We start from the raw sequence: 21,141 nt of genomic DNA on the forward strand, positions 1-21,141 counted from the left end.
TGGCACGGGCTTTCCAGCCCGTGCGGACAGGCTGGAAAGGCGGAATTAAATTCCGCACTTCCGTATAACCTTTAAGGGCAGGTCGCCTGTCCCACTGAAACAAAGCCATCTCCTTAAGTTGACGACTAGGAGCGTTTAGTCAATTTAGAGATATCCTAAATTAATTTTAATCTCTACATAAAACGGATTGCGGTTTACGTCAAATAATGGTGTGATAGAGTAGACTGTATTCTATTAAAAATTCTTAAGAAAAGGCAAGTTATGCGAATTTACACAAAGTGGTTGTGCTTGGTCCAGGTGGCAGTATTTTTGTTCGCGGGTTTTGGTGGAAATTCCCAGGTGCTAGCAGACGGTGGTTCCGCCGCCAAAAAAGGGGACAAAGTCACTTTGGAATATACCGGTACACTTGATGATGGAACGGTATTCGATAGTTCGGAAAAACATGAAACCCCTTTGGAGTTTGAAGTAGGCTCTGGACAAGTGATTCCCGGATTCGACCAGGCCGTGACGGGCATGAAAAAAGGCGAGGAAAAGAAGTTCACTCTTCAGCCTTCCGAAGCCTATGGCGGCCGCAACCCTGAACTGACGCATGTCGTGCCACGAGACCAGCTTCCCAAGGATCATGAGCCGAAAACAGGAATGATGCTTGCTGTGGGTACACCGGATGGAAGACAGATTCCCGCCACCATCACTGAAGTGAAGGACGGAAATGTCACGCTTGACATGAACCACCCCTTAGCCGGCAAAGCTCTCACCTTCAAAATCAAAGTGGTTGGTATTGCAAATTAAATCCCACCAGTGGGTTTTATTCCCCCTGGCTGGCCGCGTCTTTAAAATAAAAATGCTTGTCGGAATCCCCTTCCGCTTGCGGCGCGGTCGTTCACTTTAGTCCCTGTTCATTCCGCGTTTAAAAATTGGGGTGAACAGGGGCATCGGTCTGGATGGGGGTGTAATTCACCAACGGCGGCTGAGGTGGCAGAGTGTAGTCCCCCGGATGAAAAACTTTCATCAAACCTGAAGGTTGAAACGGCCAGATGTTCTTGAGTTGGTTTTCAGGTTGCTTGCCTTTAAAAACCAGAGCCCCGTATTTTCCATAATGAGGCAGCTTACGGATCAATCCCGGAATGCTTTCGCCTGAACTGACGATCACCCAGGTGATGGAGCCCGCAATCTTACCGGGACTGCGAACGGTAAATACAAAACTGTGGTCCTCCCACGGAAACGATTCACCGGCAATGACTATCTTATCCTCAAAAAACTCCACACCATAATCTTCCAATTGCGGTTGCAGGTGTTTCGCGTATGCATTTTTCCGGCCAAAAATCCAGAGACCCCCTTTAGGGAGGGGAGTGGATTTTGCATCGTCCAGCAAATATCCCGATGATTTGTTGTCCTCAACAAGGGACAATGAAAACTGATGATAGCCCAAAAGGACATCTGGAAAATCTTCCTGGATCGGCAAAATCCGTGAGGGGAGGGGGTAGCCGTAGGTTTGCCCGATGGAGGGAGGAACTTCCTCGTGATCCAGTTTTCGAAAAATTTCCGTGTAAGGGTCGATCAGTACCTTGCCAGGTTCATCAGGCAAATGAAAGGAGTGCGTGAGAGTTTTCTGCGTCATGTCCAATTGTTTGATTTGTGGCGCCAGGGACCCTTTTGTCCAAACAGCTACCGGCAGGGTGAGAGGAAACGCCGGGCCGGACTGCTTTTGTTGAACTTCGATTTGCAGGCGATGTTGTCCGTCCTCGAAAGTATGTGTCGCGGATATCAGTTCCAACTCAGGCGCTTCTCTACGGTACGTCCAATGATCGAAAAAAAGTGACAGGTCTTTTCCCGAAGCGGATTCAAACGATTGTCTCAGATTCGACAATCCTGCATGTCGAAACTGGTTGTCGCGGTAGAATTCGCGCAGGGCTTGTAGAAAAGCCGCATCGCCCACCTGCAATCGCACCATGTGGAGCATCATCAACATCTTGCCATAACCTATCGCCTGAGAGGCCATGCTGGTGCGCGATTTAAAGCTGATCAAGGGAAAATCATTGGCCTTGTTTACGTAACTCAAAAAATTCATCAATTGTTGCAATCGGTACTGGTTGCCTTGTCCCTGCAATTCTGTCAGTAAATGGTCGGACAGGTATGCGGTCAACCCCTCCGCCCAGTTGCCGCTATCGGGGTCTATGTAGACACTGTTTCCCCACCAGTTGTGCAAGATTTCATGGGGGTAGGAGGTGTTCAGTATAAACGGAAAACGAATGACCTGGGAGCCGAGCAAAGTGAAAGAAGCCATTCCGTAACCGGTTTGCATTGCATTTTCAATCAAGGCAAATTTGGGATAGGGATAGGGGCCTATCAGCTTTGCATAGAAATCCAGATACTTTTTGGCGGCGGAAAAATAGGTTTCGGCCAGGTCGGGGTCCTCTTTTAAAAGATAAGCATAGAAGAGAATGCCGCCGTGTTGTCTCTCGTATTCTTTAAACCGATTGGCGATTAAAAAAATTTCTTCCATCGGGTCGGTGGTTTCCCAAACGACCTGATTGCCGTTTTTGGATTCCGATATTTTTCGTCCCTGGCTCACCACCTTCCACCCGTCGGGGTGGAGCACGGTGAGTTGAAAGGTCATGAGGTCCGGGGCCTCTTTTTGCCGCAGAGTTTGCGGATAAAAATAGCTGGCTCCGTTCAGGAATATTCCCTCCCCGGAGCTTTCAGTGTTTTCCGGGTTTTGTGGATCAAATATTCTGCCACCATACTGAAACTCAATTTTTAAATACTCGGGCCAGGGGTGATCGGTAATTTTTCGAATGGATATTTTTGTGAGCGGTGGGTCTTCCTCGGCATTCCGGGCCGGTGTGGTTTCAATTATAAAATCCTTGTTATCGGGAATTTTGATTTCAGCCAGCCCGAAATTGGCGTGCAGAAAAAGTTCCAGGACGAAATCATTTTCCTGCTTCAGATGGAGGATCAGGGTGTCCTTGATCTGAGCGGATTTTTGGACGGGGTCCAGATTCACCATGACATTGTGATGGTGAGGAATGGGATTGGCGAAGGAACTCCCGGACAATGTGATGACCAGCCAAAAAGCGCCTAAAGCAAGTCGGCAAATGGGTTTCAAAAATTTTATTTTATCCAACGATTGCATCAACCCCCCGTTGGCTTTTTCCGATCACGCGAACAACGACGCGGTTGGGAATGCAGGCGATCAACCGGTCGGCATATTGAATATCGCCCGACTTGATGCAGATTTTATTGGTGCAGGGGGAATGTCGAATGCGGGCTTTTCCCTTTTCAATCGCAACTTCCGTGATCCCCAGCCTGCCCTTGACCGGGATCACCCGGTCCTCTGAAAGGGGGTAGCGGGATATTTCCTTCTGATCGACTTCGATGGTCACCCAATCCCCTGTCGTACCGATCCCCATTTTAAGAAAAAGGACAGCATTCAGGAAAATAAATGCCACGATCAAAATTTTATCGCCCAGGGTCGTTCGCATCACGCGCTCCGATGACTCAATTTACGAGGGCATAAGATTATCATAACGAGAAAGCCAGCATATCAGATGATGTTTAAAAGATTCAGCTTGTCGCCAAGATACTGATGCATTGTTTGCTTGAGGTTTTGATGCTCGGGGTTTTCCAGATGCGGGTCCCGGTCGATCAGGGCAAAAGCTTCTTTTCTCGCCGCTTCGAGAATTTTAATATCGCGGATCAGATTTGCCACCCGCAGGATCGGTATGCCGGACTGGCGGGTTCCCATGAAATCTCCGGGGCCACGGATTTTGAGATCCTCCTCGGCGATCACGAACCCGTCATTGGATTTTTGGATGGCGTCCAGACGCGCCCTGCCATTTTCGGAACTGGAAGGGTAGGCGATCAGCAGGCATTGCGAGGCGTGTTCGCCCCGGCCCACCCGTCCCCGGAGCTGGTGCAACTGAGAAAGGCCGAAGCGTTCCGCATGCTCGATGATCATCAACGTGGCGTTTGGAACATCGATTCCCACTTCAATGACCGTGGTGGCGACCAGAACGTGGATCTCGCCTTTTAGAAATTCGACCATGATCTGTTGACGTTCCTCCTTTTTCATTTTTCCGTGGATCAGGCGAATCGTCAGATCGGGGAACTGTTCATTTTGCAGGGACTCCTGCACTTCCATCGCGGTTTTAAGGTCCAGGGTTTCAGATTCTTCAATGAGCGGGCAAACGACAAACGCCTGTCTGCCTTTATCGGCTTCCTGCCGTAAAACGGCATAAGCCTGACTCCGTTTGGACGCAAAAAAGAGCCGGGTGACGATGGGCTGTCTTCCGGGCGGGAATTCATCCAGAAAAGAAACATCCATCTCGCCATACAGGGTGAGGGCCAGTGACCGGGGGATGGGGGTGGCGGTCATGACCAGGATATGCGGGTGTCCGCCTTTCTTGCCGATGGCCTCCCTTTGCAAAACCCCAAACCGGTGTTGTTCGTCGATGACTGCCAGGCCCAGTTTGTGGAATTCGATGGTTTTCTGGATCAGGGCGTGGGTGCCAATGACGATCTGTATTTTCCCTTCCTGGATCTGTTGCTGGATGATTTTTTTTTCCTTGGCGGGCAGGGCGCTGGTCACCAATTCGATGGATATCCCCAATTGCTGGCAAAAGGGCTGGATATTCAGGAAATGTTGTTCGGCCAAAATTTCTGTCGGAACCATGAGCGCGGCCTGCGTATTGTTTTCTACCGCTGTGAGAAGGCAGATCAGAGCCACCACGGTTTTTCCGCTACCGACATCGCCCTGGATGAGGCGGTTCATGGGAGTGTCCTGTTCCAGATCATCCATGATCTCCCCCAAAATTCTTTTCTGCGCCTGGGTGAGTTCGAATTTCAAAAGTTTCATGAATTTTCGGATCAGCGGCCCGCGTGTGGCGAACGCCTTTGATATGCGAGCCGGTTTCCGCGCGACCTGTCTTTTATAGGCGAGTCCTATCTGGATGAGAAAAAATTCTTCAAAGATGAGCCGTTTTTGCGCCGGGGTGCGGAAATTGTCGAGATCCTTGACCGAAAAATCATTGGCAGGCAAATGGACCTGTTGAATCGCCTGGGCTCTGGTGGGGAATTTGTGTCGACTGAGGATTTCCTCGGGGAGGATTTCTTTTAGTAGTCCGGCATAGTTCTCAGTTACCCGGTTCAGGATAGCCCGCAGGGGTTTTACCGGCAGCCCATCCGTTGAATGGTAGATGGGGTTAATTTTCCCAAGTTCCAGCGATTCTTTGTTTTCTATATCGGCGGGTTCCTTGCCAGCATTTTCCATATCCGGGTGAATGAGTTCCAGCCCCCCCTGATAACGGCTCAACTCGGGTTTGCCGGACAGGATGACATGCGAGCCGACGGGGTATTTCCCCATCATGTAAGACTCGTTGCATCGAAACCATTTTACGGGGATGGTTCCGGTTTCGTCTTTTATGAGCGCCTCAAAAATCTTTTTCCGGTGACCGATGCGCTGAACGCCCGCAGTCACGATTTCCCCGAGGAAAGTGACTCTCTCGCCGGGAATCAGTTCCGAAATTTTTTTGACCAGAGTCCTGTCCTCGTAGCGGAAGGGAAGAAAAAACAGGCAGTCCTCAATCGTTTTCAGGCCCAGTTTTTCCAGCAGTAGGGCTCGTTTTGGGCCGACCCCCTTAATGTACTGGAGCGGATCGTCGAGTGAATGTTTTTTTTGTGGAGGTGCCATTGTTTGACAGAACCGAAGTTTATATGGGATTTTGGCTGCAAATAAGCGAGAGAAAATGATTAAAAGCACCATCATAATCAGGTTAACCATGGAAGCCAAGGAAAGATTATTGACAAGGGGATAGGGGGGGAAGTATTCTTGATAATGAGATAAACCGTCTATTTGCTAATATAGATTTCGGAAACATTTAATTTATAATCAGTTACGAAAATTCAGACCTAAACCATAAATGTTGATGGCTCAGTTATGTTAACTATTCAGGATCTTACAGATGCCGTATTGGAGTACCACGCCGATGCGGATGTGGATGTGATTCTGGATGCCTACCTGTATTCAGTGAAAGCTCATAGGGGGCAAAGCCGAAAATCCGGCGAAGCGTATATCTCGCATCCCATGCGAGTTGCTTTCAACCTGACGCTTCTGAAAATGGATGAGCAGACTGTTGCTGCCGGTTTACTGCACGACACGATTGAAGACACCCTCGCCACTCCTGAAGAAATTCAAGTTTTGTTCGGTGATGAAATCTATCAGCTGGTTGATGGCGTGACCAAGATCAGCAAGATGGAATTTTCCAGCCGCGAGGAAAGTCAGGCGGAGAATTATCGCAAGATGATCCTTGCTATGGCCCGGGACATCCGGGTTGTATTGATAAAACTGGCAGACCGGGCTCATAATCTTAAAACCTTAGGCTCTCTCTCTGAAGAGCGACAACGCCGAATCGCCCGTGAAACACTGGATATTTATGCTCCGCTGGCCAATCGACTGGGAATCGGCTGGTTGAGAGCTGAACTTGAGAATGGCGCTTTTCGTTATCTGCACCCGGAGGAATATAAGGCGATTCAAGAAAAGGTGGCCAAGGGACAGGAACAGCAAGACAATTATGTCGAAAATGTGTGCGACATCATTACGCGAGAGCTCAAAGAGGCAGAAGTTGCCGGAACGGTTGCCGGGCGGTCCAAGCATTACTACAGTATTTATAAAAAAATGGTGAGTCAGAATATCGCCTTTGAGGATGTTTATGATCTCATCGGAGTGCGTATTTTAACGGAGTCAGTTAAAGATTGTTATGCTGTTTTAGGCTTGATCCATTCCTTGTGGAAACCGATTCCAGGTCGGTTCAAGGATTATATCGCGATGCCCAAGCCGAATATGTACAAGTCTCTTCACACCACCGTCATCGGCCCCAAAGGCGAACGCGTGGAAGTCCAGATCCGCACTCGTGAAATGCACAAAGTTTGTGAAGAAGGCATTGCCGCTCACTGGCAATATAAGGAGGAAGGGAAAGCCAGAAGTAAAGAAACTAACAACCAACTGGTGTGGGTGCGTCACTTGCTCGAATATCAGAAAGAGCTTAAAAACCCCAAAGAATTTCTCAACGCTTTTAAAGTTAATCTGTTTCCAGATGAAGTGTATGTTTTCACTCCCGAGGGGGATGTGATCGCCCTTCCCTATGGCGCGACCCCTGTCGATTTCGCCTATTCCGTTCATACGGATATCGGCACGCATTGCACGACGGCGAAGGTGGACGGAAAAATTGTTCCCTTGAAATTCAAACTGCGAAACGGCAATCGGGTCGAAATATTAACTTCCAAACAGAAATACCCCAACCGCGACTGGTTGGCTTTTGTAAAGACATCCAAGGCCAGAAGCCGAATCTCAAATTATATTAACAGTCAGGAACGCGAGAAAAGCCTGCGCCTGGGTCAGGGGTTATTGGAAAAGGAAATCCGGGAATATGATCTGGCCCCTGATTTGGTCCTGAAGGGAAAGGCACTTGAGGAAGCGATTCATTCCTGTGGGTATAATAATTTAAATACGCTTTATATGGGGATTGGAGTCGGCAAGGTTTCTGTCCACTCCGTTATCGAGAAACTTTTACCGAAAGCGAAGCTGGAAGAAAAGCACCGGAAAGATGAATCAACCCATATTAAACTGAAGGAGAATAAGCCGCAAAGGACCCGTGAAAGCGCGATCAAAGTTAAATGCTTTAACGATGATATCCTTCTACGCGTAGGCAAATGCTGTAATCCTCTTCCTGGAGACCCCATTTGTGGATATATCACTCGCGGCCGGGGGGTAACGGTTCACCATATGGATTGCCCCGGTATCGGTCAATTGAGCGATGCCTCGGAGCGGTTGGTAGAGGTGGAATGGGATACCGGCCAGAAAACCATTTATTCTACAAAAATCCATATTGTCACCGAGGACAGGCCGGGACTTCTAGCCAGTATCAGCAGTGTGTTTGCCAAATGCGATATCAATATCATTCAGGCGAATGTTCAGCAGGGCGCCCATAAGAGGGCGTACTTCGATCTCTCAATTGAGATCGAAGACCTTGCACAACTAAACCAGACTTTGGAGAAAGTTCGGAAAGTGGATGGTATCATTCACCTGGAAAGGGTCAAGGAGTACAAAAAGAAGACAAAACCACTTCAAAGCCACGCTAAAAATACGGAAGGAGCCGGGAGCGCGGCGTAACCTGCACGCCAGTTAAATTAACTGGCTTTTGCGACTTTTCCTGCCTTCAAACAGCGAGTGCAAACCTTCATTGTTCGAATGGCGCCCAAATAAATAACACGCAGTTTTTTCAGATTAGGCTCCCAACGTCGCCGCGTCTTATTGTTGGCATGACTGACATTATTGCCAAACATCGGCCCTTTGTCGCAAACACCACATATCTTCGACATCAAATACTCCTCACAAAAAGCATTGTTTCAAGAAAATTTAGATGCTAACATACTCAATTATCCTGAGCAAGTAAATTAGGTGTCTTATGGTTATAAAAAAAGATACTAAAATCAATGAAATAATCAGTGCCTACCCTGAAGTGGTCAAGTTTTTTACGGACCTGAACATGAGTTGTGGTCAATGTTTTGCAGTGAATTTCGATACCATTGAAAACGGGGCTCTCATGCACGGTATGGATGTGAGTAAATTTATCGATCAGCTCAATCAATACCTTGCCACTCTCCCAACTCCCACCGTTTCGCCCCTCCAGAAATGATATATTGTAATTTCCTGGCAGTAACGCATCTAATGAGATTAGATTTGAAAACGTTTTGATTTTTCTGTGTAAATTTAAGGGAAAGTACGCGGGGACGAGTTCTAAGAGGCTCCAACAAGCAGTTTTTCGAAGGAAGTGCAACCAACTCATTGAGAGGAGGGTGCAGAGGGGCTGGAAATCAGGGGTGCTCTATCCTTACGACCCCAGGGAGATGGATTCGGTGATGATGTCTGTCAGTAGTTTTTCCGCCACTTTGTGGCTGTCTACCTGGAACCGACCTTCTTCGATTTCTTGTTTGATACGGGCGACTTTCTCCGATTGAGTTATGCTGGGCCCTTCTTTAACAGAAGAGATGGCATTTTGAATGGCAACCGCTTCTGCAGAAAAGGCGGTTTTGTCCGCTCTCTGAGCCGAGCTGGAAGTTGAAGAGGTGCCACTACCCCCTTTAGTTACCGGGGCTTTGTTGGCCACTTTGATATTATTTTGAATGGCTTTGTTCTTTATTTCAGGAATTTCCATCGCTTAGATCCTCACCCCATCGTATCAAAAAGATTAAACTTTTCAATAGGTTGCGCTATTTTACGCCCATTGTCACCCCAGGGAGGCAAAACTTCTTAATAATCAAGGCCTCCTTGCATTCCTATTTATCGGACAAATAAAGGGAAACTTAAGAGCCTCAATCACAATTTATGTGATTTTAAATTTTTGATTGTTATCTAAAATAACTATTAATTAAGGGTTTGTCAAGCCTTCAGCCCTCTTTTTAGGAGCAATATGAGGGGGATTAAAATAAGGTTTTTCTTGATAAAATTCTTTCCAGGCCTGCGATTGGGGTAGAATAAATGATTTTTTGGGCAAGGTTTGGAGTATCAAATGATGAAATTTCGCAATCCGGTTCCTACCGTCGATATCATTATACAATTGGCAGACGGTTCTATTGTATTGATTGAAAGGGCCAATCCTCCTTATGGATGGGCCTTGCCGGGGGGCTATGTGGACTATGGGGAATCTTTGGAAGATGCCGCGATTCGTGAAGCCAGGGAAGAAACTTCACTGGATATTGAATTGCTGGGCCAATTTCACACCTATTCGGACCCTAAGCGAGATTCGCGGCAACATAATATTTCCACGGTTTTCATCGCTCGGTCTTTCGGGGCCCCAAAAGGTGCCTCGGACGCTCGGCGGGCGGATGTGTTTTTTGAAAATTCCCTGCCCACGCCTTTAGTTTTTGACCACAGTCAGATCCTGAAAGACTATTTTCAAGCTATCCGCGACAATGCAGACGTAAAACTGCCCACGAAACAGGTCAAACCCTGATTCTCACCACTTGGATAGGACAAAATATATGCGAAAAATTTGGCAATTGGCTTTATTGACGGGGATACTGATTTGTCAGGGGGGCATCGACTCCAGGCCGGTTGGAGCGCAGGAATTGCAGGTCCATTCTGAGAGTGCCTGGAGCTATTTAAAGACGCTGACCGGGTTTGGACCTAGAAATCCTGGCAGTCCGGGTTATCTCAAAACGATGGAGTTGATCAAGCGGGTGGGCAGAAAATATGCGGATGAGATTGACGAACAGGTTTTCTTTTTCCCGGTAGGCAACGGAAAAAAGTTGAAGATGTCCAATTTTCGTTTGCAATTCAAGGGCAACCGCAAAGGTGCTCCCATTTTGATCGGAGCTCATTTTGACACCCGGCCCTATGCCGACGAAGAGTCCAGTCCCTCCCTGCAATCACGGCCGATTTTAGGGGCCAACGATGGCGGGTCCGGGACTGCGGTGTTGCTGGCTTTGGCAGAGTACCTGAAGCAAAACCGGGACCGCAGGTCGGTGGAGATGGTTTTTTTCGATGGTGAAGATTATGGCAGGAAGGGTTCCGGGGAAAATTTACTGGGGTCCACCCATTACGCCAGTCAATTGAGAGAATCCAGTCCCGATACCTGGCCCTATTGCGTGATCGTTATCGATATGATCGGCGACCGGGATCTGCAAATTTTTAGAGAAACGCATTCGGTGAAAAGCGCATCCTGGCTGGTGGATCTTATTCATGATAGCGCTGACGCAAAGAAAGTTTCGCAGTTCATCAATAAAAGTAAATACACCATCTTTGACGATCATTACCCGTTCATAGGTCTTGGAATTCCGTCCGTGGTGTTGATCGACTTTGATTACCCGCATTGGCACAAAATGACGGATACCCTGGACAAATGTTCTCCAGAGAGCCTGTTTTCGGTATTTTCGGTGGTGGTGGAAGCGTTGGGGAAAATTTAAGCGCGGCCCGGCTATCTGACGGCGGCGGGAGAGAGTTTCGCCAGCGCTTGCTGGGCTTCCTGATTTTCGGGGTCCATTTGTAAAATGATTTCGAGTTGTTTTTTGGCTTCCTGATTTTTTCCCAAACGGTGGGTGGTCTGGTACAGCTTCCAATGCAGGGAAAGAAAATCCAACCCCAGTTCCTCCGACTTGCCATAAGTTTTTTGCGCCTCTTCCAGCTGGTTCAGAGAGAAATAAGAATTCCCTAGATTATAATAGGCGATGGCAAATTCCGGATCGAGCCGGATGGTTTTTTGCAGGTGAGGAACCGCCTCGGCGGCCCGGTCGAGTTTATTGAGAGCGGCTCCCAGATTGGACAGGGCCTGGGTAAAATTGGGATAATTTTGAACGGCTTGCTCAAACATGGAAACGGCTTTTTCCAGTTTTCCGGCGCGGAAATAATAGCCTCCCAGGTTTGACAGAGCTTCCGGGAAATTGGGATTGATCTTGATAATTTTTTCATAGTCAGCAATGGTTTCATCGATCAAACCTTGATCCCGCTTTGCCGCCGCCAGGTCATAAAGAGCCAGCACAAAATTGGGATCTACTTTTAATACCTTTTGAAAGTTCAGGATGGCCTCGTCCAGGTCGCCCTTGCCATAAAGCGAAAAATTTCCCCGGTAATACATGGCTTCCTTGGAATCGCGATCTTCCTGCAAAAGCTGGTCAAGGGTCATACCTTTTTTTTGATCCAGGAAGGGCTCGACCTCATGAATGGGCAAGGCTAGGTTGATCCCCCGGCCTTCCAGGGTCGCAATGCCGATCACTTTATTTTCCTTATCCACAACCGGTCCGCCGCTGAAGCCGGGTCCAAAGGTGGTGGAGTTGTATATGTAAGAGAAATTCGGGTCCGCCTGCGGGTGGACGCCCAGAACAAAACCGAAGGTTTGCAGAAGGTCGCCTTTTAAACTGCCTTCATCCTCCCTTACGCTTTGAGACAAATACCCCAAGGCGCTGGAATAATCGTAGGCCTGGACTTGACGCGAATCCCCAATTTCCAGAGTGGAATAAAACCCTTCTCTAAGTTTCAATACCGCAAAGTCTTTGATGCGGTCTACTTTTAAAACCTGCCGAACGGGAACCTGGGACCCATTTGAGAAAACAGCGTTTACAGAAACCGCATCGACAAGAACATGGTAATTGGTGATGAGGGTTCCATCCGGTTTGACGATGAAACCGGTTCCCGTGCCAATCATCTCTCCTTTTTTATCCTTACAGGTCAACAGAACAATGGCGCTTTTGTTGACCTCGTGACCCAATGCCTGGGAATACAGACCCGCAACCAGCAGGGCGGCGATCAGAAATAGAACGATTTTCTTCAACAGTATCTTTTGCATAAATGGGCTGTCTCTGACGCAACCTGTTTGCTGGATTGGGCTCCAACACCCGCCCCAGACACCTTATTGAAAAAACTTTGGATAGAAATTATTTTATAAGTTAAAAATGGATATTACAACTCATTTCGGTTGAGAAATGGGATGCGATCTGCATGCAAAACAGAGGCTTAAAAGGGGGGGGCGTGCTTCCGGGCTTTGCTTGGATGAGGGTGGAGAAGTTGGTATGCAGGATAAAAAAATGCCGCCCCATATTGGAGCGGCATTTAATACGAAACTGTCAGACCTTATTTTACTGTGATTTCGATTTTAGTCGTGATCGCAGGGTCATAAGGAACATGGTTTCCCTTGGCGAACAAAGCGCTGATGCTGTGCTTGCCAGCGTCTAACGTAAGCTCTTTGCAGGTGGAACCATCGCCCATGTGAACATGCTGAGCATCTTTTCCAATGGGTTTGCTGAGGTCACTGGGAAGCTCAGTGTCAATCAGTAAATGATGGTGGCCTTTACCGTCATTGACGCCGTTTTTAGCCGGTTCAACCTCAACGCCATGAGTTTCCATGCAAACTTTAACAGGGCTTGAAACGACAGCGCCGTTAGGGGGTTCAGTGATTTTTACCGAATTGCCCGCAGAGGCCGCTGTAATGCCAAAAACGAAAAGAATTACCAGGATTGTGAAAAATTTAACTGAAAAATTACGCATAATGCCAAGACTCCTTAAAATCAATATTATTAGGACCTCCCAACGATACTAAGTCAAATGCAACTTCGTATTCAAAAAAGTACTTTAACTCATATTATAAAAAAAATTCAGAAAGTGAACCCATAAAACCCATCCTTTATCACGTTCATAAAAACAAAGAATTTCTTGCCGGGGAGCTTTGCGGACGAAGACAATTTTCTCTAAGATTAAAAAAACATACAAAAGATTCGAGAAAGTAAAAATATTTTGTGCATGTTAAAAATGACTTATTTCTATTGCAGAGGTTATTTCTGGAAAAAATATCGTTTTAACGATATGGGCGATCTGCAAGCATTGCCTTTTGAAGAGTTCGGGGTTATGTTTGAAATATCTAAGATAAGCAGGTGTGTCAGTTTGTTTGGCAAAGTACTCGGCGGTGGAAGGCAATAAACGGCAACCTGAAATTAAAAATTCTTCTATTTCCCTTGACATAAAAATAATTGTTAAATAACCTCGTTAATTAACCTATTAGTTTCGCTACATACAAAGAATAATCAAAAGGTTGGAAAACAAGATTGTTTGTTCCGGCTTGCGTATTGAACCCTTAGGAGGTCGTGATGGTAGTAACAGGAGAATGCAGGCTCCTTCACACATGCGAGATGTGTGAGTTTAATAATGATACCGATTGCAAAGCCGACAAAAATGAACACAACCGCTGGCTTGTTAATAAGCGGATGGGTGATATTAAGTTCAAATTGATTGTCGGCAGTAATAAAGGCGGCGTTGGGAAAAGCACGGTGACAACCAACCTCGCCATTGCCCTTCAGGAAAAAGGCTTCAAGGTGGGTCTTGCCGATGCCGATTTACACGGTCCCAACGTTCCCAAGTTATTAAACGCCGAAAATATCCGCCTGAAGTCTACCGAGGAAGGCATTGATCCTTACGAAACACGCAACGGCCTCAAAGTCGCCTCATTAGGTTTTCTGATTGAAGATCCCAATATGCACATCGCCTGGCGCGATGCTGTCAAATACGATTTTATTATAGAATTGCTGGGCAATATCAATTGGGGGACACTGGACTATTTGCTCTTCGACCTTCCGCCTGGAACCGGGAACGAACAGATCACCATCATCGATTTTATCGGAGACGTCGATGGGGCGGTCATCGTGACCACTCCACAGGATATGGCTCTGCTGGACGCCAGAAAGATGATCTCTTTCGCCAGAGACAGTAATGTCCCGATCGTGGGTGTGGTCGAAAATATGAGCACACTCATCTGTCCTCATTGTGAAAAAGATATTGACGTGTTTAAAAAGGGCGGGGGAGAAAGACTTGCGCAGGAGCTGGTGCTTCCCTATCTGGGGAAAATTCCGCTGGATTTGGAAATCACCAAATGCTCGGACAGCGGGGAACCGATTGTTCTATCGAAACCCGACTCTGTCGCCGCCAAAGCCTTCTTGCAACTGGCGGACAACTGCCATAAATTTCTTAACCCAGAGGCTTCAGTAACCGCAGGTTAATTTTCGCGACGAATGCAAATTAGCAGGTTGCTGAAAAAGTCCCAAACACGAGGGTTTCCACTGTTGTCATGCTGAGCTTGTCGAAGTATGACCTTGATGTAAGGGCTGTTTTCACATTTCGACATACCCCTCTGGGGCATGAAGGCAATTGTCGAATATCACAAGCTCAGTGTGACAGTTGTGGCTAGCAAGAATAGTTTTTCAGCGACCTGTTAGGGAGTTTCAATTTGTATGATGAACCAATCTTAAAGGCATCTCTAAAAATTGACTAAATGCTCCTAATCGTCAATTTAAGGAGATGGCTTTGTTTTAGTGGGACAGGCTTTCCAGCCTGTCCGCACGGGCTGGAAAGGCGGAATTAAATTCCGCACTTCCGCATAAACTTTAAGGATAGGTCGCCCGTGCCACTGATATATGAAATCCTTGTACAATGTTCAATTTCCTGTAATAAAATAATTTTTAGAGCCAACCTTAATTAAATTGGCGGTTGCAAAGGTTTAAACGTATCCTACATAGGAGGTCTCACTAAGTTATACAGGTGACCCCGGTAGGGAATTCATATTTAAAACTGACTCTAAGGTGATTTCTGATTGTGATCTTCAAAAATTATATTTTTTCTAAAAAAAGCAACAGACTTTTGACCCTTAGTTTACTCCTTGTTCTATTTGGAGTCTTCCCTGCAACAACACTGTATGCCGATCCTTCTCCGGTTCAGATCTATTCCAATAATCCCGTCGTGGCCACAGTCGACGGGGAGCCCCTTATGATGGATGATCTGAAAAATGCCCAGATCCATGACGCCATGTCCCAGCTTCACAGCATGCAATCCGTGGTATTGAAAGAGAAAATACTCGATCAGCTCGTTAAAAAGCACCCTGATTTTTTGGATGACGGCGCTGTAAAAGTTACGGATAAGCAGATCGCTGAATTTTATGAAAATACCCCTGGCGTCAAGCAACTGGGCAATCCTGAAAAAATGAAAGATGAGATTCGCGAGTATCTCGAAAGAGTTACCAGGGATTCTTATATTGAAAAAAAATATCAGTATGCTCTTAATAAGAAATGGGTCCAAATTTACTTAAAACCTCCCAGTGAGTTCAGGGTGGTCGCAGAGTTGGGAACCGCGTCTTTGTGGAACCGCTCGGATGTGAAAAAAGACAGAAAAGTTTTAATCCTGGAATATTCAGATTTTCAATGTCCTTTTTGCAAACGGGTGCAGAAGACTCTCGACGAGTTGCGTAAAAAATATTCCGAACAGGTTGAGTTTGGTTACCGTCATTTCCCACTGCCGTTTCATAAAGAAGCAACAACCCTTGCGGAAGCTGTAGAGTGCGCGAGGGATCAGGGACGATTTTGGGAGCTTCAGTCCATCTTGTATGAAAAAACCGATGATGCTCAAGCGCTGACCGAGACCGACATCATTCAATTAGCCCGGCAAGCAGGGGTCAAGGAATTAAAGGATTTTCAAACCTGTTGGAAGGAAAGAAAATATAAAACCCGGGTAACGGACGATATCCGCGATGGGGCTCAGCTGGGCATTCAGGGAACGCCAACGTTTGTTGTTGGGCTTTACGATTCGGAAAGCGGGACGGTTTCAGGGGAGATGTTTTCTGGAGCGGTTTCCCAGGATAAGTTTGTTCAAACCATCGAGAAATATCTCGCCTTATCTCGTGCCGAGGCAAAACTGGTTCGGTAACGATCTCAACCGATTCCACCCGCTTGCCTTCCCAGGGAAGCCGTGTTGAAGTGAGCGATCCACATGTTCTTGATCCGTCCTTTTCAGAGATCCGTTTTATATTTATTGACCGGGTTGAGTGTGCTGATCGTTGCCGCATTGATTTTCCCAGCCTCTTCAACTTTTGCTTTCCAGTCTTTTGAAGAGTTTTCCCGATCCAAGAACAATATTTCCAGCATCAATGTTACCCCTTCCACTGACCCTGTCGAGGCGAAACCGGGCGAGAATTTTGACCTGCATCTATGGGTGCAGTTGTCCGAGGGATGGCATATTTATTCCCTGGAATCCCAAGGCAAGGACGAAACCCTGGCCACGCAAATTCATTTCCGCGAAAATATTTTTCAGCCGAAAGATCATTGGATAGAACCTGAGCCCATCATTACCTTGGATGGGGCTTTAGACAAAGTGGTTAAAGTTCATCAAAACGCAGTCCGGTTCAGCCGCAGACTGAGGGTTCCGAGTCATCTCAAACCCGGAACGCATGCCATTTCCGGGACCATCGAGTTTCGAGCCTGCGATAATAAAATATGTTCCCTGCCCAGAGAAGTTGGTTTTCAAACAAAACTCCGGGTGCTGGGAGACGAATAAGTTTTTAAGCTAAAAAGATGAGTTGTCAATGCAAGTGATCACAACACATTTAAATGCCGATTTTGACTGCCTGGCTTCCATGGTGGCGGCGAAAAAACTATATCCTCAGGCGAAAATGGTTTTTTCCGGTTCCGCCGAGAAAATGGTGCATCGCTATTTGCAGGAGATGAATTCGGCGTTGGAGATTACGAAGATCAAAGAAATCGATCTTGATAAGGTCTCTTTATTGATTCTGGTGGATACTCAGAACCCCGCCCGCATTGGTGTATTTCAATCCCTGATCAATAAACCGGACGTGGAAGTTCACATCTACGATCATCATCCTGAAGTGGGGAAGGAAATTCAAGCCGCCAAGGCCGTCGTGAAAAAAAGGGGCGCCGCGACCACGATCCTGATGGAAATCCTGGCAGAAAATAAGATCACTTTAACCAGTCAAGAAAGCACGCTCATGGCTTTGGGGATTTACGAAGATACGCATTCCCTGATCTCCATTTCCACAACCCCGGAAGATTTTCATGCTGTGGCAAACCTAGTCCAAACGGGCGCTGATTTGAATGTGGTGGACGAGTATGTCCAGACGCGGTTGAACCGCGAACAGCTGGATGTGCTCAACGAGCTTATCCGCAATATTGAATCGTTGCATATTAATGGGGTGGAAATAACGCTGGCCACGGCAACGGTGGATTATTTTGTCGAGGATCTTGCTTACGTGGTAAGCCGAATGATGGACTTGGAAAATCTCTCCGCATTATTGATTCTTGTGCAAATGGATCGGCGCGTTTATTTTATCGGGCGTAGCCGCACCAAGGCCATTGATCTCGCTCAGGTTGCCCGAGAGTTTGATGGGGGAGGGCACGCCAATGCGGCGGCTGCGAGTATTCGCGAGATGACTCTGGTTCAGGCCAAGGAAGAGTTGTTTCGCGTTCTGGAGGAAAAAGTAGAACCGCTTTGTCGGGTCAGGGATATCATGCATTTTCCCGTTGTCTGTGTCCAAAAGGAAGATTCGATTCAAGCGGTTGAAAAAAAATTGACCTTATTCAATCTGAATACGCTTCCGGTTATGGTTAAAAATGTGCCTGTGGGGTTGATCACCCGGCAAATTGTGGAAAAAGCCCTGCACCATAAACTGGGAAAAACCAGTGCCGAGGATCTGATGATTCAGGAGTTTTCCGTAACATCCCCTGACTCCTATTTTAGAACCATCGTTCCCATGATTATTGAAGAGAAGCAAAAACTCATTCCCGTGGTCGATGTAAAAAGCGGCGAGTTGGAGGGTATCGTCAGCCGTGGAGACCTGCTCCGCGTTTTGCAAGGCGATTTGATTTCCGAAGAAGAATCAAGGAAAACAGGAGGTCTCGGGGGGAGGGGCGGGCATAAAAATGTCAAGAGTGTGATGAAAGAACGGCTCGATAAAAAAGTGATGGGTCTTTTTGAATGCATCACCAAAATGGCCGACGGGGATCATTGTTCCGTTTATGTCGTCGGCGGATTTGTCCGCGATTTACTGCTGGGTATTCCCAACCTCGACGTTGATATTGTGGTCGAAGGCGACGGGATTGACTTTGCCAGGAAGTTGGCGGCAGAGCTGAAGGGGAGGGTGAAAACTCATGCCAAATTTGGCACGTCTGTCATCATTCTGGAGGATGGGTTTCGTGTCGACGTGGCCACGGCGCGGATGGAATTTTACAAACATCCCGCCGCGCTGCCAACAGTTGAGAGAAGTTCTGTCAAGGCGGATCTGTTTCGCCGCGACTTTACAGTCAACAGCCTGGCCATTCAGTTGACTGGCAAAGACGCCTTCAAGCTCATGGACTATTTTAATGGAGAAAAGGACCTTAAGGACAAGATGATCCGGGTGCTCCATAATTTAAGTTTTATCGAAGATCCCTGCCGGATCTTCCGCGCCATTCGGTTTGAGCAACGGCACGGTTTTCAAATTGGCAAGCAAACGGAAGCGTTCATGAAGACCGCCGTTAAAAAGAGGCTGGTGGATAAATTGAGCGGTTCCCGGTTTTTGAACGAACTCTTCCTCATTTTGAAAGAGGACCAGCCGGTGCCCTGCATTCGGCGTATGATGGAGTTTTCCCTGTTGCAGTTCATTTCCCCTGGGATGCTTGCGGATGTTTCCGGCATGAAAACTCTGGAACGGGTGAGGGAAGTCTTATCCTGGGCAAAAATGGTTCCCTTTGTTAAAACGCCGGAGGCCTGGTTTATTTATTTTATGGGTTTGTTTTATGATCTGGATGACCAGGCGGTCCCGCAAGCGGTGGAACGATTACGTCTGCCGATGCGATTGCAAAAACGGCTGGAAACAGATCTGGAAAATTGCAAAGAAGCCATAGAGCATTTGGCCAGGAAAAAGGAGTTGGGGCCTGCTGAAATTTATGAAATTTTTTCTCCGCTATCCCCGGAAGCAATTGTTTTTATGCTGACGCTGTTGGACGACGATAGGGTCAATCACTATGCCACCCTTTACCTCACTCAGTATCACGATCTTGGTAAATTATTTCTTACGGGAGACGATCTGATACGCATGGGGGTGAAACCCGGTCCCATATTCCAAACCGTTTTCAAGACCTTGCGAGATGCCAGGGTCGATGGCAAGGTGAAAACCAGGCAGGATGAAATGGCGCTGGTGCAAAAACAGTTTCTGCAATAATTCTATTCGTCCCGCACCAGCTTTCGGGCTGGAGCGAGTTTGCGGCAAACGCTCGCTTCGCTCACGAACCGCTTTTGGCTGGCGATAAGCTAAAAATTAAGGGCATCTCTACAAATGATTCCGGGCCATGAGCGGGCCTTATGAAATAAGGGTCCGCGAGTTGCTTGACATAAAAATACCGGATTAGTAGAGATCCACTTAAATCACTTGCTGAAAGATAAGCACATGGCCCGTCTCATTGCCCTCCTCGATCGCTATTTCCAGCTGAGTGAAAATCAAACAGACATCGTGACGGAACTCAGGGCAGGGGTTGTCACTTTTTTCACCGCCTCCTACATCATTTTTGTGCAACCGGCGGTGTTGTCGCAAGCGGGCATGGATTTTGGGGCCGTCATGACAGCTACCTGCATTTCATCCGCCATTGGCTGTTTGATCATGGGGCTATGGGCCAATTACCCCATCGCTCTGGCGCCGGGGATGGGGCTCAATTTTTATTTCACCTTTACAGTGGTGGTGGGTCTTGGCATTTCCTGGCAGGTGGCGTTAGGGGCTATTTTCATTTCCGGCGTGGTTCTTGTCCTGCTCACCGTCACCAGGGTTCGCGAATCTCTCATCAATATCATCCCCGGCAATCTCAAAAGCGGGATTGCCGCGGGGATCGGTCTTTTCATCACCTTTATCGGCTTTGTCCAGGGAGGCCTTGTGACCGCCAATCCGGCTACTCTGGTGCAGTTGGGAGACCTTAAGAGCCTGCCAGCATTATTTTCGATTCTGGGTTTGATCCTCATCGGCGCCCTCCTGCAAAAAAAAGTCAATGGCGCCATACTGATCGGGATGCTGACTCTCAGTGTTCTTGCGATTCCCTTCGGCATGGCCGAGTTTCAGGGCGTTTTTTCCACCCCGCCCAGCTTGGCCCCTGTCTGGATGAAGCTGGATATTCCGGGGGCGCTGGACTTGGGAATATTGACCGTCGCAGCGGTTTTTGTGTTCGTCGATCTGTTCGATACTGCGGGAACCCTGGTGGGTGTGGGACAGCAAGGTGGGTTTTTAAGAGAGGGAAAATTGCCCAGGGCCACCCGGGCGTTGTTGCCCGATGCGGTGGCCACCACAGCCGGCTCCTTGCTCGGAACCTCCACGGTGACCTGTTATATTGAAAGCGCCGCAGGGGTGGCGGAAGGGGGGCGGACAGGGCTTACCAGCGTGGTCACGGCGATGCTTTTTCTGCTGGCGCTTTTGTTTTCTCCCATCGCGCAAATGATCGGAGGCGGGGTGGTTGTGGATGAAAAGACCACCCTCTATCCTATCACCGCACCTGTTTTGATTATTGTCGGATGCCTGATGGCCGGGAATCTGACCCAAATCAATTGGCGGCAATGGGATGAGTGCCTGCCCGCTTTTCTTATCCTTGTGGGAATGCCTCTGACCTACAGCATTGCCGATGGCATGGCGCTGGGGTTTATCGCTTATCCAATAATAAAAGTCTTGAGTGGCAAAGCTAAAGAGGTCCACTGGGGCATGTATATGATAGCCGTGCTTTTTATCGGGCGCTATTGGGGCTTATAAAGGATACGGGAAGGTTTTTTGATGAACCGCTCGTGTGATATACTTTTGAGTGATAGAG

General features: G+C 47.6%; 17 protein-coding genes. 10 read left to right on the forward strand and 7 right to left on the reverse strand.

Annotation, left to right across the window (positions count from 1 at the left end; translation table 11 throughout):
- Positions 1-261 precede the first annotated feature (261 nt).
- Positions 262-789 carry a peptidylprolyl isomerase gene (locus O3C58_02520; GenBank protein ID MDA0690740.1) on the forward strand — a complete coding sequence of 176 codons (528 nt, stop codon included), beginning with the start codon at positions 262-264 and terminating at the stop codon, positions 787-789.
- Positions 790-907: 118 nt separating this feature from the next.
- On the opposite strand, the gene O3C58_02525 is transcribed toward O3C58_02520, so the two are convergent.
- From O3C58_02525 to recG, 3 genes are all read right to left on the reverse strand, one after another.
- Entirely contained in the window at positions 908-3,133 is a 2,226-nt protein-coding gene (locus O3C58_02525; GenBank protein ID MDA0690741.1) for a M1 family aminopeptidase, read from the reverse strand.
- On the reverse strand, positions 3,117-3,482 hold the full coding sequence (locus O3C58_02530) for a NusG domain II-containing protein (protein ID MDA0690742.1): 366 nt from the start codon (positions 3,480-3,482) through the stop codon (positions 3,117-3,119). The genes O3C58_02525 and O3C58_02530 overlap by 17 nt, the downstream gene beginning before the upstream one ends.
- Positions 3,483-3,544: 62 nt before the next feature.
- Positions 3,545-5,689, reverse strand: a complete 2,145-nt coding sequence (recG, locus tag O3C58_02535; GenBank protein MDA0690743.1) for an ATP-dependent DNA helicase RecG — start codon at positions 5,687-5,689, stop codon at positions 3,545-3,547.
- A 246-nt stretch (positions 5,690-5,935) separates the two neighbouring features.
- Here recG and O3C58_02540 point away from each other — a divergent pair, with 246 nt between their 5' ends.
- Positions 5,936-8,167: a bifunctional (p)ppGpp synthetase/guanosine-3',5'-bis(diphosphate) 3'-pyrophosphohydrolase gene (locus tag O3C58_02540; GenBank protein MDA0690744.1), complete on the forward strand. Its 2,232-nt coding sequence runs from the start codon at positions 5,936-5,938 to the stop codon at positions 8,165-8,167.
- Between the two features lie 17 nt (positions 8,168-8,184).
- Here the strand turns inward: O3C58_02540 and rpmB are convergent, their stop codons facing one another.
- Positions 8,185-8,376: a 50S ribosomal protein L28 gene (gene rpmB / locus O3C58_02545; protein MDA0690745.1), complete on the reverse strand. Its 192-nt coding sequence runs from the start codon at positions 8,374-8,376 to the stop codon at positions 8,185-8,187.
- 86 nt (positions 8,377-8,462) lie between these two features.
- Between rpmB and O3C58_02550 the strand changes: the two genes are divergently transcribed.
- Positions 8,463-8,693, forward strand: coding sequence for a DUF1858 domain-containing protein (locus tag O3C58_02550; GenBank protein ID MDA0690746.1), 231 nt, complete (start codon positions 8,463-8,465; stop codon positions 8,691-8,693).
- Positions 8,694-8,888: 195 nt separating this feature from the next.
- Here O3C58_02550 and flgM read toward each other — a convergent pair whose 3' ends face one another.
- Positions 8,889-9,212 (reverse strand): flagellar biosynthesis anti-sigma factor FlgM, encoded by a 324-nt coding sequence (gene flgM / locus O3C58_02555; GenBank protein MDA0690747.1) that lies wholly within the window; start codon positions 9,210-9,212, stop codon positions 8,889-8,891.
- Positions 9,213-9,566: 354 nt separating this feature from the next.
- On the opposite strand from flgM, the gene O3C58_02560 reads away from it, so the two are divergent.
- Positions 9,567-10,010: an NUDIX hydrolase gene (locus O3C58_02560; protein MDA0690748.1), complete on the forward strand. Its 444-nt coding sequence runs from the start codon at positions 9,567-9,569 to the stop codon at positions 10,008-10,010.
- 28 nt (positions 10,011-10,038) lie between these two features.
- Complete coding sequence (locus tag O3C58_02565; protein ID MDA0690749.1) at positions 10,039-10,962, forward strand: M28 family peptidase; 924 nt, start codon at positions 10,039-10,041, stop codon at positions 10,960-10,962.
- Positions 10,963-10,973: 11 nt separating this feature from the next.
- Here the strand turns inward: O3C58_02565 and O3C58_02570 are convergent, their stop codons facing one another.
- Both O3C58_02570 and O3C58_02575 read right to left on the reverse strand, forming a co-directional pair.
- Positions 10,974-12,338: a tetratricopeptide repeat protein gene (locus O3C58_02570; protein ID MDA0690750.1), complete on the reverse strand. Its 1,365-nt coding sequence runs from the start codon at positions 12,336-12,338 to the stop codon at positions 10,974-10,976.
- A gap of 284 nt (positions 12,339-12,622) precedes the next feature.
- The gene (locus tag O3C58_02575; protein ID MDA0690751.1) at positions 12,623-13,036 is read right to left on the reverse strand and encodes a DUF4399 domain-containing protein; all 414 of its coding nucleotides are present in this window, start codon (positions 13,034-13,036) and stop codon (positions 12,623-12,625) included.
- A gap of 596 nt (positions 13,037-13,632) precedes the next feature.
- On the opposite strand from O3C58_02575, the gene O3C58_02580 reads away from it, so the two are divergent.
- From O3C58_02580 to O3C58_02600, 5 genes are all read left to right on the forward strand, one after another.
- Positions 13,633-14,538: an Mrp/NBP35 family ATP-binding protein gene (locus O3C58_02580; GenBank protein ID MDA0690752.1), complete on the forward strand. Its 906-nt coding sequence runs from the start codon at positions 13,633-13,635 to the stop codon at positions 14,536-14,538.
- Between the two features lie 763 nt (positions 14,539-15,301).
- On the forward strand, positions 15,302-16,234 hold the full coding sequence (locus O3C58_02585; GenBank protein MDA0690753.1) for a thioredoxin domain-containing protein: 933 nt from the start codon (positions 15,302-15,304) through the stop codon (positions 16,232-16,234).
- Between the two features lie 63 nt (positions 16,235-16,297).
- Positions 16,298-16,861, forward strand: a complete 564-nt coding sequence (locus O3C58_02590) for a protein-disulfide reductase DsbD family protein (protein ID MDA0690754.1) — start codon at positions 16,298-16,300, stop codon at positions 16,859-16,861.
- A gap of 28 nt (positions 16,862-16,889) precedes the next feature.
- Positions 16,890-19,520 carry a CBS domain-containing protein gene (locus O3C58_02595; protein MDA0690755.1) on the forward strand — a complete coding sequence of 877 codons (2,631 nt, stop codon included), beginning with the start codon at positions 16,890-16,892 and terminating at the stop codon, positions 19,518-19,520.
- A gap of 225 nt (positions 19,521-19,745) precedes the next feature.
- Complete coding sequence (locus tag O3C58_02600; GenBank protein ID MDA0690756.1) at positions 19,746-21,083, forward strand: NCS2 family permease; 1,338 nt, start codon at positions 19,746-19,748, stop codon at positions 21,081-21,083.
- Positions 21,084-21,141 lie beyond the last annotated feature (58 nt).

Source organism: Nitrospinota bacterium (assembly GCA_027619975.1).
Taxonomy (GTDB): domain Bacteria; phylum Nitrospinota; class Nitrospinia; order Nitrospinales; family VA-1; genus JADFGI01.